Genomic DNA, 15,515 nt, shown 5'->3' with positions numbered 1-15,515 from the left:
GACTTGCGCTGCGCTCAAACTCCGCCCTCCACATAGGGTCCAGACTGTGCCCCGTGTTTGCTCAAGGTGATCTCATTGTGAATTCGACGAGTTCGCCCGAGATCCTTGGAAGGCCTTGTTGTGCCGCCACTCTGCCGAACAGCACTTGAGCTGATCTTGGCGCGCTCAATAATCCGACTGAACAGGAACAGACCGCTTCGAGTTTCACGCTCTCTAAGAAACCTAGCAGAGCCGAAAAACACAAGATTCTCTCGAGCCCGTGAGCAGGCAACGTTTAGTCGCTGTCGGTCCAACAGAAAGCTAATGTTGCCGTGCGTTCGGACCGTTGAATACAGAACGATATCGGCTTCACTGCCCTGGAAACCATCCACGGTGTCTACTTCGATATCCAGAACTTTGGCGATTTGGCCGCCATCGGCCGCAATGCGATCCAGCAAGCGGTCAATCAGGCGCTTCTGCGCCCCATACGGTGTGATGATGGCTACAGTTTTCTTCAGTGCATCTTCGCCCCGGCACCCTCGATCTGCTAATAGCGCATTTGCTGCCACCGTCAGGTAATGACAGATCGCCTCTGCCTCTTCCACGTTCACTAGGCTCGGACCCGCTCCGTTCTCTTTCTCTTGTAGACCAAGTTGAACGTCATGCCAGCGGAGGGGATGCTGGGGATCCAGAAATTTGGTGCGATCATGCGTCTTGCCATTGAACAGGCCACGCTCGCCCTGATTGGTATAGAACAGGTCAGCGACCAGATCGCCGATTGGCTCGACCATCCGAAACTGTTCCTGCAATCGACCCCGGCACGCTGGTGGCAGGTTTTCGTAGAGTTGCTCGAAAAAGCTAGTCTTCAGAAATGTCTCCTCTAGAAATGGTAGGGCTTCCTTAGCATCGGCCTCACGAAGCCGGCTGGCAACACTCGGCGGCAGCTGGAAGTGATCACCGATGATGATGGCCTTGCGACTGCGCATCAGCGGAATCAACAACTCTGGTACGGTAGAGCGACCACCTTCATCGACAATGCAAACATCAAAAACCAACCGGTCCATACCGTGCCTACGCGAGGCTAACCCTACGCAGGTTGCACCAATCAGCTTGTAATCCCCCACGAGTAACTCGGTCAGTTCGTCGTCAAACTGCGGCCTCCCATTTGAACCATCCCGGTAGACGCTTTCGATCCAGTCCTGGATCCAAGCTGCACAGGCAGACTGCCCCAGCCCAGCAGCACGGCTATATTCCTGCTGGCGCCCGACTAGGTAGTTGCTCAGAATCGTCTCAGTCACCTGCGGATGAAGCTCGGTGTGTACCTTGGTGGCATCGCTGCTGATCCGAAGCAAATCTTTAGCATAGTCTGGATAGCGTTTCAAAAACCGAGTCAGCGCGTTGTCCACGGCTGTGTTTTGCTGAGAGACCACCAGCACTCGGGCGGCAGGATTAGCTGCATAAATCTGATAGAGCAGTTCGACGATGCATGTCGTCTTTCCCGTGCCCGGCGGCCCTTGCATCAAGTACAAATTTGATTCGGTGAGCGCGGCTTCTATGATTCTCTTGGTATCTCTGGCCGAGGCAGGATCTATCCAGTTTGGGTCCTGCCAGGACAAGCCTGCTTTCACACGCTGACCCCAAAAAGGATCGGGCTGAGCGGCATAGCGACTAGGCATCAGCAGAATCTGCTGCAACGCTCGATTTAGCAGTCGGCCGCTCATGAAAGCTTGCAGGGCGCGCTTCTGGCGCCCCAGATTGGCAAGTTCTCCACCATCCGGAATTCGCAAACGCAACTGGGCCGGCTTAGCGGGCCAGAACCCCTGTTCCGCTCCCGGCCTGCGGATGCCGGAGTGCGGCAGACGGAAAACGCCGCCCTGCAAAGCCTCGGGCACACCTTTCAGCTCCCCGATCTGCAGCCACCGCTCCCCCGCGTTATTGATGTTGAGTTCTTCGATATGCAGACGCACCGGGAATCGCGCGTTATCAGTCAGACGCTGAATTCCATCTTTCAGTTTTTGCTCACAAGCAAAGTCCCACTCGCGATCTTGCGGCTCAGCCATCGGCGACAAATGGAAGGTCTGGTATGCGCTCTCCTCCAGCAGATAGTCGGTCACTTGACTCCATCGCTCGAAAAATTGACCAGACATCCGGCGTGCGTCTTCATCGTCGCCAAACAATGCCTGTTGGCGACAGAACTGCGTGAACTCCTGGAATCGGAGCAGATCGCAGTAGACGCTATCACTGAACTTTTCCTCTATCAGTCGCAACGAGAATGGCAACTGATCCAATAGCACACTGTCGACACCGGAACGGTTCAACGCTGTGACGCGCAACTGGCTGCCACCAAGCTCTGCCTCCGTCTCGATCTGCCAAGCACCAAGTTGCAGGGTGATGCTCAGCGCTTGCGGCTCCTCGCGACAGGCACGCAACTGCCAAGTGGCGCCTGCGGCCGCTTCCTGTAGCACCGGGTAGAGGTCGTACTGCCGGCCATCTGCATAGAGGAAGACCGGTGCGGAGCTTCCACCGCCAAGCGCCAGCGATTCGCGCTGCTGAGTTACTGTCAGGTCACTGCTTTTCAGCAGCAGATCGTGGTGGTGCAAAAAAACCTCGATCTTCTCGCCGGGCAGATAGCGCTTGCCGGGAAAGCTCGACTCCGAGCAAGGGAGAAAGGCCCGCACGCCACTTTCCTGCCCCTGCCTGCTGTCTACCGCGCAGAAGCCAGGGAAGCACCGAACCTCGTAACCGTCACCAAGTCTAGCGTTGCGCCTGAATTGGGAAACGATAGCTAGGCAAGGCAGCTTTTCGAGAATGTGTTCCACATACAAAGCTCCCCGAAGGATGCATGCCTTGAAGTAGCGAGGGTTCTTGCCAGCCCGTAGCTGTACCGGAATTGCATCCTGATCGGGATACTGCAGCATAAGCGCGCGCTGGAAGGCATCGCTGTAGTGGTCACCTTGCCTGTCCGTCTGCAGGCTCAGTTGCTGACCATAGTCATTGTATTGGTCACTCAATTCCACGACGGAGGCCAGACCGACCTTACCGTCGTAATACCACTCCTCCGGCAAGCGAGATGCGGGATCTGGAAACTCGATCAGATCCTCAAAACGCTTTCGATCGGCCAACCAATCTTGTTGGTTCAGGTACCAGTCGCAATAGTGGAGAAAGGCCGCCAGCCGGTTGCTTGTGTCTTCGATGCGCCCTTGCAGCAGGCGCAACGCATTCCGTCGATAGGGGCTGATTGACGAATCCGACAGATCAGCGCGCAAACTGGCGGTCAGTACAGCAAACTCCTGCATTGGGACGTTAACCCGCAGTTGGAATCCACGACAGGCCTCGGCGCGATTGCGCGCCAGTCCCCGGGCCAGTTGGGCACGACGGCCAGCCAGTTCTCGAGCTTGGTCGCGATGTGCGGAGTCGAATTGCCCGCGTAGGTTGTCGTTGCGACGTCGGAGTGCTTTGTGCTGCTCCCGCTCCTCTTCCGTTTCTCTATCGAGCAAAAAGGCCAGCGCCGTCGCCCCCAACGATACGGCTGCTGCAGCCACAAAGAATGGCACCATGACCGAATTGCCTTACTGCTGATCGCCGTTAGGTAGCAGCACGCGCAGGCTGTCCGCCAATTGAGGCGTCTCGTCTCCAGGGTTGTCCAGCAGCTTGTCCAGAACACGGTCGCGCTGGCGAATCAGTGCCGCATCGTTGGTCGCTTGGTTATTCAATCGCTGCATCTCACGCTCGTGCTCCATCCGATCTTTGAAATGACTGCGATGAATGTCAGCGATCTGACGGTCAGCGTTGATGCGCGTTTGCTCTGTCTTTTCTACAGCCTGTGTGATCTGGACAGTTGCTTTTATCTCTATCTGCTTGGTTCGCTGGACCTCTTTACCCAAATCGGCGAGGCTTTCGATGGAGGACATACCCTGCTTTGCAACGTCCAACACCTTGCCGACGGTTTTGTCATTCCACGGGGTACTGGCTTCTCCCTTTTTCTTCGGATCGTGCTTCGGCACAGGTTTCTTCATGACGTATCTCTCCTAAAACTTTTCTGGGTTGAATCACTCTTTTACGAAATTCATCGCTGCCTGCAACTGACTATCTACCAGATGGTAATAAGTCTTCTCCAATTGCAAGAGGGTCACACAGTTTGGCGGTGCATTCAGACGCTGCTTGGCAACTACTTGCCCCAGCGCCTTGACTTGCCTACAGAGCGCAATGAACTGCGCTTCACTAATCTCAATAGTCAGCTCCTGTTGCTGTAAGCGCCGATGCAAAGCTTTCAACCTACTTTCGGATTGTTGATCAGCCACCAGAAGCTCGATCCGCAACTGCTTGTGCAATTCCGCCAACATCTGGCGCAACGTGTTGCACTCCACTTCCAGCTGGAGGGTCACTTCCTGGGCCTGACGGTAACGAGCATAGGCTCCGATCGCATCCAGCACTGCTAGCGCTGCTTCGACGAAAATCACCGGTCCGGCCGCAGTTGCACCGCCCCTGGCCATTTTGTAAAGCGCCTTGCTCGCATCTGCCACTCGATGTCCGCGCGCACGATCCCTGTCGTCCCATCCGTAGAGGTCGGCAAAGACATCCACCGCGATCATGCAAAGGCCTCCGCTTTAGCTGATCGGTGCTGAGAAGAGAGGACCTGAACACCCTTCTGTGCGTGCAATTGGTATTGGAAGGCCGCCTGGTCGATATGGCACGGAACCTGAAAGTGCCGGACACCGAGTTTGGCGGATAGGCCAGGTGGCAACTGCGTGATGCCTATTTGTTCGGGCTGCCCGTCCTCTAGAGAGGCTGGCAGGACGATAGCCTCGCCAGAAAACACTGCCTCAGCCACCGGGTGCTCTGCGAGCCCCGGCACCGCGCAGAGGCTGACCATTTCGATAACCTTCCGGACGGGTGCCGGCACCGTGACCTGCCAGGGAAAGCCTTCCACGCGGCTAAAGCGCGTCGTCAGATCGAGCAAGGGCAGCAGGACCGTAGGCAACGAAGCGTTCTGCGGGTCCGCGCGGCTATCGAGGGCTAGCGTGCCCTGCTCGAAAGTAATGGACAGATAGTCCAGGCCCTGGCTTCCTTGCCGGCCAAGGACGTATTCCCAGTGATCGATCTCTTCGGTGATTAGATCGCTGGCATCGGGCCAAAAGGCCACTAACAGCTCAGCCAACACGTCCGTACTCAGCAGCGTGCGCAGTCGGCCGACTTCATCGAAGGCATGGTAACTGCGTGCCCGGACTGGCACAACTGCCACTGTGTACGGACTAAAGTCTCGGCCGGCGGGATCTGGCAGCAGATGCTCAGGGTCGGGGCTTGCCATCAGGTGGACGGCGTGGCGCTTCAGAGTAAAGGCGTCCAGCCAGATGGACTGCTCTCCTCGTTGCAGCAGCCGCTCTACCTCGATCATCCGACGACCTCGCTCGCTCAGCTTCGCCGTGGCTTGTAGATCGTCAGGGTCGATCTGCACGAAATGGTGTTGCGCGAGGAAATTCAACTGTTGCACCAGAGTGGTGTCAGACAGGCCTGTGACCTCGGCGAGTTGGCCCATCGTTAAGCCTGCCTCCAGCGCCCTCAGCATAAAGCGCGACACGCCGCCAAGACTTGTAAGTAGGCGATGCGATAGACGCAGAGGATAGCGCCGGAAGGGCAGCATTAGAGTAACGGTTTTCTGGAGTCGAATCATGGACCCTCGTTTCACGCTGACTTTTCAAGGCGAATCATCATCTTTGCCAATTGCACATCCAATCATCACTCGCGAACTGCGCAACTTGTAATTCAGCGCAGGCTCGCCGAAGAGCACAAACATGCGAGCAACAATCGTTCTGCAAAGTAACGCAGACGGGACGCACGATGCGAACTTGACTCCCTCGGCAAACGCCGCCAATTCTTCATCGGTTAGTTGGACATCCATGTCACCATCCCCCTCGGGCAACAACGCTGCCGCCGGAGCCTGAACGCTCAGCGCATCAAACTTGATGCGCCCCCCTCCATTGGCGGCGGCTCGCGCATATGTCCGGTTCTGCTTCGTGCCGGCAAAAGTCCACGTGCGCATCAGGCTGCCCTCGGTCCTGGACATGAAGTGCGTATCAGGGGACAAGGCCAGCTCTTCCTGCAAGGCGGCCAGCTCAATCTTTCCGCGCTGCGAAAGATGGACTGCAGTCGGTGCACCTCCCACCAGCGCAGCTCGAATACCCTGGCAGACCTGGCGACTCAGGCTGCGTGCGCCGCCCATCCATCTGGCCTTGCCGCCCTCTTTCGCAGGCTCCAGCCAAACGACTTTCTTGCCCCATTCGATCTCCTTCACCAGCCAACTACGGCCGGCCAGAAGCAGAAGCCGCTGCGGCTCGTCGCCCGTCAGAACCGTCGGGTCGATGTACCCCACCTCGGCGCTGCCGCACCGACCCGTCAGGAGTTGAGCGCCGCTGAAGGAAGCCAGCAGATCACGGTAATGGCCACGGCCGAACTCGCGCTCCGTCTCCGGGCCGACACGCACCAGGCCTTCATCCATGTCCAGGTAGCCTTGCTGAACCATGTGGTTCACCATCGACCTGAAGCCCTCGACGGGTAGTTCGGGGAAGCAGCGGGCTAAGAGTGACACGACCTCGCTCGCCGGCCATTCGCCACGCTCCAGCGTGGCGACGAGAATCTGTTGCCCTACGATTGGCCAGGGCTCCTCGGGTGGGCGGGCTGCTTCCACCCAGGCCTGCGACCACAGGTGTGTGACGCCCAGAGCCAACATAAAAGCATCTTGGTTCGTCGTCAGGAACAGGCAATTCCGCAAGCTACCCGACCGCCGACCCGTACGTCCCATGCGCTGCAGAAACGACGATACGGTGGATGGTGAGTCGATCTGAAGCACGCGGTCCAGATCCCCGACATCGATGCCCAGCTCGAGCGTCGACGTCGCGACGATCACGCAATCCTTCTCCTCACCAAAGGCCGCCTCTGCTTGCCGACGCTCGGACGCGCTCAATGACGCATGGCTCACGAAGGTCCGCACGTCCTTGGCGCGCAGCATGCTGCTCAACTGCTCCGCGCTGCTGCGCGAGTCGCAAAACACCAGCCGCTTCTCACCGCGGTGAAGGCGCGAGATCACCGTCGCTGCGTTTTCGAGGCTGCCGACGTGATCGATGGTGACATCGGCTTCGGTGCCTACGGCGGCGCTGCCCACCACCTGTCGCGCTCCGACCGGAGCAAACCATTCCAGCAGCTCTTGCGGGTTGCTCACCGTCGCAGAAAGACCGATGCGCTGAATCGGTTGCGGCAGATAGTGCTCCAGCCGCTGAAGCACTGACCTCATGTGCCAGCCACGGTCATCTGCGGCGAAGGCATGCAATTCGTCCACGACGACGGCGCGCAGATTGCCGAACCAGGTAGGGCGGTCCACGCGGACGGAGATCAGCATCGCTTCGATCGATTCCGGAGTCGTCAAAAGAATGTCGGGCGCTTCTTTCAGTGCCTTCTTCTTGCGGGACTGCGACACGTCACCGTGCCAGACGTCCACCGTACGTCCGACGAGCCCAGCGTAGTGAGTCAGCCGGTGCTCAAGGTTGTTCAGCAGCGCTTTGATGGGGCAGATGTACAGGACACTGGTTCCTGGCCAGGACTCCTTCAGCATTCTGGACAGAATAGGAATAGCTGCAGCCTCGGTCTTCCCCCCTGCGGTAGGTGCCAACAGCAGGCAGTGCTCCCCAGCATGAATCGGCGGAATTGCCGCCAACTGCGTGGGGCGCAGCGTGCTCCAGCCCAAAGTGTTGACCACGTGGTATTGAAGCGAGGGGTGCAGCTGCTCGAATTCGGTCACAGCTCGATGTCGTCCACGGAGTTCGCGCTAGCCGCAGCCCGCTCAGAAGCAGACATCTCGGTTTCGGCAATCGTCAAGGAATAGTGCTGACGCGGATCGAAGTCCGCGTGCAAGTCCACGCGATCCAGGACGTCTGCGACCAGCTTCTTCAGGAACAAGCGAGGCGCCACACCCACCTTGCCCCCCAGACCACCAGCCACGGCTCGGGCCAAGGTGTCCAAATAGCCGTCGTCGACAACAGACCGCAGGCGCTGCTCGTGATCTCGGCCGTCTGCGTAGATGTCTCGCACACGACGCCCCACCGAAAGCAGCGCGCTGTGGTCAAACGGCGCCAAGCGGATCTGGACAGCACGAGGGTTGTCGAAACGCCGGTCTGTCCCAAAGTCCACATGGAGCCGTTGGGCCAACGGCGCCAACCGTTGCACACCTTGCGGGCCGTCAAAGAATGCTGGCGTACCCGTGACGACCAGATACAGCCCGGGATACCGGCCCGCGTCGATCTCATCGATCCACTGCCGCAGGGCGTTGAGCCCCTTCTCGCGCGTGTCGGTGCGCATGCGCTGCAAGGTCTCCACCTCATCCAGCACCATCACGAGACCGGGGAACCCGCTGTCACGCAAGATCGTAAGCAGGCCGACCAGAAAGTTGCTGGCCCCGAAGTGATCCAGATCCCCCTTGATCCCGGCGGCACGCTTCACGCTGGCCGCCACGTTGGGCTGGCCGGCCAGCCAACTGATCAGGCCCTCGGCCAGCATGCCATCGTTGTTGGCAAGGGCCTGCCGATAGGTGCGCAGCACCGCCGAGAACGCCGGCGCCGTCTTGCTGATGACGCTGAGGCGTGCCTCCATGAGCGCATCCGCTCTCTGCAGCAGTCCTTGCGCATCGTCAGGGTCTACCGAAGGATCGGCCAACACATCCTGCTCCAACGCGTAGAACCAGCCGTCGATCACACTCCTGAATGCGCCGCTGGCCATGTCAGCCGTGCCCAGGTGCTCAACAAGCCGCCTGTAGACCGTCTCCAATCGGTGTAACGGGGTCTCGGTCTCGTTGATCTGGACCTCGGTCGCGGCAAAGCCCTTGGAGCGCGCACGCTCCTGCAGCCATCGCCCGAAGAAGGTCTTTCCGGTGCCGTACTCACCACGGACAGCCTTGAAGCCACCACGGCCGGATGCCACCGCATCCAACTCTTCACTGAGTGTGGGCGCAAAGGTCTCAATGCCGACTGCCAGCGCATCCAGGCCACTGCTTGGAACAGTGCCCCTGCGCAGCGCGCTGACGATGTCTTCTCTGCGGGCTGGACTGATCATCGCGAGCCTCCTTGCTTGGGCAACTTGAACTGCTGTTGCAGCAAGGTGATGTTGAGGTCAACCGATCCAGCCGCCTCATCGACGGTCAGAACCGCTGCTTGGTCCACGTTCAGCATTCGGCGCACTGCGCTCAGCAATCCGCCCATGCGGACCTCGGCCAGAGCCAGCCTGTTCGCCAGAGCCGTCCGAGACAACTTCCCGCCACGCTCAGCCAGCGCCTCCAGCAGCAGCCTCATCTTGTCGTCCGGCAAAGCGACGCGCGCCGCCAATTGGCGCTGAGACGCATAGATTGGACTGGTCAGCAGGCCGCCAATCCAATCCTGCGTCACCGCATCAACAACAGGAGCCGGCAAATCGACGGGAGCGAAGAGGCCCGGCTGTGCCTCGGTCAGGACCGGCTTCTTACGGGCGGGTTTGGTTTGTGGTGACGCTGCTGCGACCGCCGGCTTCTTGGACTGCAGAATCGGTGGCAGCTCCCACCACTCCGGCTGGTTCGGCGGCGCTGGACTCCAGCCCGCCAAGCTGGTACCCAGCGGGGCAAAAATGCTCAGTGGCACGGTCAGCTCTTGGGGTGACAGGCCGCCGTGGTACCCGTTCTTGCGGCCTGCATATCGGCTGCTTTCACCCCACAGACAAACCACCGTATTGGAGCCATCACTGGTGACTACGCGACCACCGCTGATCACCAACTCTTGCGGCGATGCGGCAGTGCGGCCCAATCGCCAACGATCACTTTCGCCGCCGGGAATCTGCGTAGTCCCATCCTCCAGCAGATGACCATGGTCAGCCGTGATGATCACCACGCGCCGGGCTTCGCGAGCCTCGCGCAACAAGGGCAGAAGCAGGCGCAGATCCTCCAGCGACCAACGCTGGTTGAGTTGATCCGGCCCGCTGAGATGATCGTCCACGGCGTTGTAGACCACGCCTACAACCTGCTGCTTCTGGTTGGCGATCGCTGCGCGTACTTCCGGAGCCAGACTCCCTGCATCGGCCAAGTCGCCCTTGTGGAAGAGTTTGGGCGCGTGCTCTGCTCGGCTGGTTGCCATCAACGCCGCGTGCGTTGCAAAGCCCGGCCTCTCTTGCGCTTGCGCGCCCGTGGTCAGTCGCCCGCATAGCAAGCTCGTCCGGCTCACCTCGGTGATCGTGGGTACTGCGGCGAGGCCGACAAAGGGCTTGCCCTGCGACGTGGGCACGAGCTCGGCCCATCCATAACTGGCAGCCCGCGCGAACAGCTCACGGAAGATGCTGTTGCTCAATCCATCCATCACCAACAACAGCACGGGCTGCGCCGTTGCAATCGGAGCCACCACGCGATCCAACACCTGCTCAAGCGGGACAACTCGCCCTGGACTCGCAGAGGCCTGCGCGTTCCATTGCACCAGGGCCTGGGCAAAAGGCTTGGCAAAACTGTCGCGGCGCGCAATGGCAGCCCGGCGGCACGCCGCATATGCATCCGACAACTCGGTCAGCTCATCGCCGCCGATCAGCCGGAAGCGAGCCCAATCAACGTAGGCTCCCTGATCAGCTTGCCACTCCACTGAATCGGGCAGCGAGGCCCCGGAGACCATTGGGCTGAGCAGCCAGCGTGCCAAACGTCGTGCCATCTCGACACGTTCCATCCGCGGCCGCTGATCATTCATCAGTGTGTGCTTCAGCGCACGATCGGCTTGCAGCTCCACCTGCTGGAGGTTGGCTTCGTTCGGCTCTGTCGCATGGGCACTCAGCGCCAAGGCGAAATCAGTAAGCCGCTGATCCAGCGCCGACGGCAGCACATCGCTCAACTGCGCAAACTCCGAAATACGGAGATCCCGCAACAAGGCGTCAGCTCGGTCCAAGGCGGCTCGGCAAGCTTCCAAGCCCAAGCTACGAACCACCTGCTCTGCAGCAGCGGCCCATTCGCGGCCTTCCTTCACGCCCACATGCCTGTCGTTTACAAACCGTTCCAGGCGGATCGCGGCCTGGCCCAGCGCGGACTGCCCTTCACCATCAGCGGCGAAGATCACGCCGCTGACTAGGCCCAAGGGCAAGGCGTCGCCTGTGCGGCCAGCCTCGACGCAACCCAGCGCCATGGCGCCAGCCACACCAGCGCTCTCGGCCAGCCAGGCCAAGATGGCCGAGCGCATTGCCGCTGGCAAAGGCCCCAATCGAGGGTCAGCATCCGGCGACATCGACCAAGCCAGCAGCGTCATCGCGTCTGGCCGGGCGACTTCGATCCCGACAAACCGCGTCAGCACTTCGCGCCAGGCGGTTTCCAGATCCAAAAAGCCATTGGCCACGGGCTGGTAGTCGCCCTGCGCCGCACCGTCGATCAATGCCTGTGGCATCCAGGCGAAGCGGCTCAAGCGCGCATCGACATCCTTGCCCTGGAACATCAAGCGGACGATGTCCCAGCCTTCTGGCTGGAACACCCGAGCGCGGGCCAGTCTGGCTGCGATGTCCTCCGCCACTTCGTGCGTCGCCAAAGGTGTGATCACCACCATGCCAGACGTCAAAGGGTCGAACTGTTCCAGTTCGCACAGGGCCTCCCGGATGGCCAGCGACGACTCGCACCACCGTAGCGAAAACTGCTTCCCGTGAGGGCTGACCGTCTCCGGCCAGACCTGCTTCGCCGTGGCGCGGATGGCAACGGCTTGCGCGGTCGGGTCGCTGTCCAGCACACGCTCCAGCTGCGCCTTGATCTGCGGCGTCGACAAGCTCATACCTGGGTGCCCTTGCGCTGCAAACGCCAGCTCAGCGTCAGCTCCAGGTCACGCTCGCTGGTCATGCGGGCCTTCAGTTCTTCCAGTGCCGCCACAGCCTCGGCGCCACTCAGATGCAATTGCTGCTTCTCAGCCACTACCTCAGGTGCCAGATTGGCCGGCACCGGCGGCATCGTCACGGGCGGGGGCGTTGGTGTGCCCGGCGCCGGAACAGGAGCCGGCCCGGGACCAGGCATTGGTGCCGGCGCGGCCTCAGCCAGCAAAGCCATCGCGTCACGATGCAATTCATCCAGCCGGCCCTTCAATGCCAGCACATGCTCGTCACTGGTCAATCCCTCAGCCAGGCGCCGCCCGATCACCTGGGCAGCACCGGCCCGGTGGTCGCTCAGCTTCAGCACCACATCGAACAGCTGCCAGTAGCCGCCCAGCTCCAGCGCATCGGCACAGGCCTTCGCCTGGCCCAAAGCACGCCCAACTGCAGCCTCCGAGGTCTGAAGATCGGACCCAGCCAGCGCCGCGACAAGTTCTGAATCGGCTGCCGATGCCACTGCGGCCAACAGGGACTGCGCAGACTCTGCCGTTTGCTGGCGAGCGCCTGCGGATCCGGCTGCATATCGACCAGCACGATCCCGCACTTGCACCACAAGCCGCGTCACCGCGTCGCGCTTCTCCGCGACCTTCTGCTTGATCTCATCAACCAGCTTGCCCACGTTGGCGGCGTTGAGTGTCTGACCCAAGGTCAGGCCGAACAGGCTGGATGCGCGCTGCAACGCGAGCTGCCAGTCGCCCGCACTGGGGAGCGACTGCTCCCGCAGCTCCAACTCATCCGGCATGCTGTCCACTGACGGCTCGAAAGGCCCGCCACGCATGGTGAAGCGGCGGCTGGTAGACGCAGCAAACGCCAAGATGATTAGGTTTTGCAGCTCCAGCGGCAGCCCCATAGGTGCAGGCATGTCGATCCACTGGCGCAATTTGGCAACCGTGATCGGGCCGCCACCGTCGCGCGCATGGCTCTGGGAGAAGCGCGATTGCCAGTGCGGCTCAATTAGCAGGTGCGTTTCCGCCATCTGACCCAACTGACAAGGGTTGACCACGGAGCGCACCAGCTTGCGAAGGCCGGTGTCCTGCACCAGCCCGCGCTGCCCCGGAGCCTCGATGGCCTTCTGCACTTCGGGCCAGATCTTGCGAATCACGGCCGGCTTGATCTCGGTGTCGAACTCAGGGTGTGCTGGGTACTGATGGGCGAACAATTGGCCCAGCAGGCTTTCGAAAGCCGACTTGAAGTCGGCGCCCACGGGCGGCCGCGGTGACAAGGTGGGGTCCAGCGAGCGGAACTGCTGGTCGGCCGTCAGCGGACTGCTAACCGCATCTCTTGGCTCGGTGCTGATGCCGTAAGCCACTTCCAGCTGCGACCGCAACTTGATGCGCAGTTGATCCAGTTGGTTGCGGGCCAGCGCCTTCGCCTGCACGCGGTCCACAAACGAGAGGTGGCCCGCATAGGTCTCGAAGCGCTCGCCCTGCAGGATGTAGTCCAGCACCACCAGCCGGCCCAAGTCTGCCAAGGCCTTGTTGCTCAGGAACGAGGGAATCCACACCAAAGTCTTGGTGTCTCCGGCGCGGTAGGCCGTCAGTCGTGCCAAGTCATCGGCTGGCCCGAAATTGGCATCGTCAAACGGGAAGTCCAGCACCACCGTCCACGTGCCGGAACGGCCACGCAGACGGTCATCCGTCATCTCGCGCACGTTCTCATACAGCAGCTCTACTTCGCGGCGCGTACCGCGCCAGTTGAACGCGTAGGTGTTGAACAGGTCGCCCGTGTCCACGATCTCGAGCTCTTTGAACAAGGCCTCACGGATCCGCTTGCGGCGGTTGCCGGGGTTGTCGTTGGCCTCTGCCGCACGCAGGATGGGTTCGATGTCGACGCCCGTCACCTGGATAGAGATGATCGGGTTCTGGTCTTCGGTGATCTTGATCTCGCCGATCTCGCTGGCCCAATCGCGGCACTTGCGCAGCACGTCTTGCGCCTCGCGCCCTGGGATGGGCGAGCGGAAGGTGCCGTGATTCAGCGCTGCCAGGCGCTGCGCGCTCAAGGCCTTGAGCGATTCCACCTCAGGCACCAGCGCGCCCAGCAGCAGCGTCTTCAACAGGCGGGCATCGTTACGCAGGTTCTTGGCCGCCGCCGCATCGGCCTGGCCCAGCTTGATCGCCTCCCAGGTCACGTTGTGCTGCCGCTCCAACATGGGCAGCAGGCGCTGGCTGTACAGGCGCTTAGCGTTCTCGAAATGCAGGCGCATGCCCTCGCTGAAGGGCTCGTCACCCTCCGCGATGGCGTCGTACAAATCGCCTACAGGAATCAGCTGGCCTAACTCCAGATCTGCACGCCGGTCCACCAGCAACTGCAACATCAGCTTGAGCGCCGTGCGTTCGCGCTGCAACGCCGCCGACACAGCAATCAAGGTCTGCACCAGCGCCGGCGAGAACGGATACACCTTGCGGAACATGTCACGGTCGGCCGTGGTGGTCAGCAGCGTGTCCAACACATCTTTGCGCATCTTCAGCAGATCGTCGAAGGTGCTTTGCAGTGTCTGCCGCGCGGCCTCGTCGACCGGACGCAGCACGCGCTTCTCCGCAATAGCGGGCAAGTTCCGGTCTTCCAGGGTGATGCGGTGGAAGCGCGCCTCCCAGTGCTTCAGCACATCGCTGAACTGCACCTGCACCGAGCCGGCCAGGTTTTCGCCCACCAGATCCCGCAGGTCGCGCTGCCGGGCCACGAAGCTGATCAGCGGAATGGGCCGATCGGCGTTGGTGGCCTCCACCAGTTTGACCAGCTTTGTGCCCTCCCGGCTGACGAAGTTGACGTCGGCAGCATGACTGGCCAGCCAAAGCACCAATTCGTCCAAAAACAGGATGACGGCGTCATAGCCGAGCGCCTTGGCGTGCCGGCTCATGATGCTCAGGCCATCGTCAAGCGAAACAAACGATTCGCCGCTGCCCGCCAGAGTCCGATAGGCCGAGAAGAACTGCGTGATCAGGTCGCCCACCAGGCGTGAGCGCTCTTCGCCATTGGGCGCTTCCAGCATCGCGGCCTCGAAAGCCACAGCATCCCAGCCGCTTTCGAAGGCTCCCCAGCCACCCTCGCCTCCGCCACTGGCACCCTCGTTGAGCTTGGCAAAGAAGGCTTCATCGCCCATGCGATCGCGCAGGTCGCGCGCATCTTTGAACATGCCTTCGGCCAGGTAGAAACCGGGCACTGGAGCATCCGGATGCTTCTTGCGCACGAACTCGGCGTACTGCCCGAGGATGGCCGACTCCATGTCTCGCGAGCCGATCATGTGGTACGGCACCAGCAAAAACTTGCGTCCATCGGTCCAGCCGTGGCGGGCCACCACATCAGCCAGCTCAGGCGTCGCCCGGGCTTGGGTGTTGCCCGCCAGCAGCAGGTTCAGCACCGCCATGAAGTGGCTCTTACCGGAGCCGAAACTGCCGTGCAGGTAAGCCGCCTTGCTGCCCCCCGTCTGCACCGCTTGCTGGATGAAGCCCAGCGCGTTGGCAAAGGCATCCACCAACTGCGGCGTGACCACGTAGTCGCGCAGTGTCTGCTCAGGCTCGGTCACGCCCTTGGACAGCTGCAACACGAAGTCGCCCTGGTGCACCCGTTCCGGGATGGTGATGAGGTCTTTCAGTAGTGTCATGTTTGTTCTCTTCCCTCAATCCTTGGATACTTGCAGCCCTGAGACA

At 60.9% G+C, this 15,515-nt stretch carries 8 protein-coding genes; all 8 read right to left on the bottom strand.

Annotated features, from left to right (window positions below):
* Positions 1-14: 14 nt before the first annotated feature.
* From M5C96_RS09005 to M5C96_RS08970, 8 genes are read right to left on the bottom strand one after another with little or no spacing between them, the layout of a single operon-like run.
* On the bottom strand, positions 15-3,536 hold the full coding sequence (locus M5C96_RS09005) for a DEAD/DEAH box helicase (protein ID WP_272568631.1): 3,522 nt from the start codon (positions 3,534-3,536) through the stop codon (positions 15-17).
* 12 nt (positions 3,537-3,548) lie between these two features.
* Positions 3,549-3,995, bottom strand: a complete 447-nt coding sequence (locus M5C96_RS09000; RefSeq protein ID WP_272568630.1) for a hypothetical protein — start codon at positions 3,993-3,995, stop codon at positions 3,549-3,551.
* Positions 3,996-4,028: 33 nt separating this feature from the next.
* The gene (locus M5C96_RS08995; protein ID WP_272568629.1) at positions 4,029-4,571 is read right to left on the bottom strand and encodes a hypothetical protein; all 543 of its coding nucleotides are present in this window, start codon (positions 4,569-4,571) and stop codon (positions 4,029-4,031) included.
* A complete protein-coding gene (locus tag M5C96_RS08990) occupies positions 4,568-5,650 on the bottom strand; it encodes a hypothetical protein (protein WP_272568627.1) in 1,083 nt (360 codons plus the stop codon). Before M5C96_RS08990 ends, M5C96_RS08995 begins: the two co-directional genes overlap by 4 nt.
* A 24-nt stretch (positions 5,651-5,674) precedes the next feature.
* The gene (locus M5C96_RS08985; protein ID WP_272568625.1) at positions 5,675-7,771 is read right to left on the bottom strand and encodes a DEAD/DEAH box helicase; all 2,097 of its coding nucleotides are present in this window, start codon (positions 7,769-7,771) and stop codon (positions 5,675-5,677) included.
* A complete protein-coding gene (gene brxD / locus M5C96_RS08980) occupies positions 7,768-9,078 on the bottom strand; it encodes a BREX system ATP-binding protein BrxD (protein WP_272568624.1) in 1,311 nt (436 codons plus the stop codon). The genes M5C96_RS08985 and brxD overlap by 4 nt, the downstream gene beginning before the upstream one ends.
* Positions 9,075-11,777 (bottom strand): BREX-2 system phosphatase PglZ, encoded by a 2,703-nt coding sequence (pglZ, locus tag M5C96_RS08975; RefSeq protein ID WP_272568623.1) that lies wholly within the window; start codon positions 11,775-11,777, stop codon positions 9,075-9,077. The genes brxD and pglZ overlap by 4 nt, the downstream gene beginning before the upstream one ends.
* On the bottom strand, positions 11,774-15,469 hold the full coding sequence (locus tag M5C96_RS08970) for a phage resistance protein (protein ID WP_272568621.1): 3,696 nt from the start codon (positions 15,467-15,469) through the stop codon (positions 11,774-11,776). The genes pglZ and M5C96_RS08970 overlap by 4 nt, the downstream gene beginning before the upstream one ends.
* Positions 15,470-15,515: the final 46 nt, after the last annotated feature.

Origin of the sequence: Acidovorax sp. GBBC 1281 (assembly GCF_028473645.1) — a bacterium.
Classification (GTDB): domain Bacteria; phylum Pseudomonadota; class Gammaproteobacteria; order Burkholderiales; family Burkholderiaceae_C; genus Paracidovorax.
The sequence above is the reverse complement of the archived record's forward strand: the minus strand, read 5'-3'. Positions and strand labels throughout refer to the sequence as shown.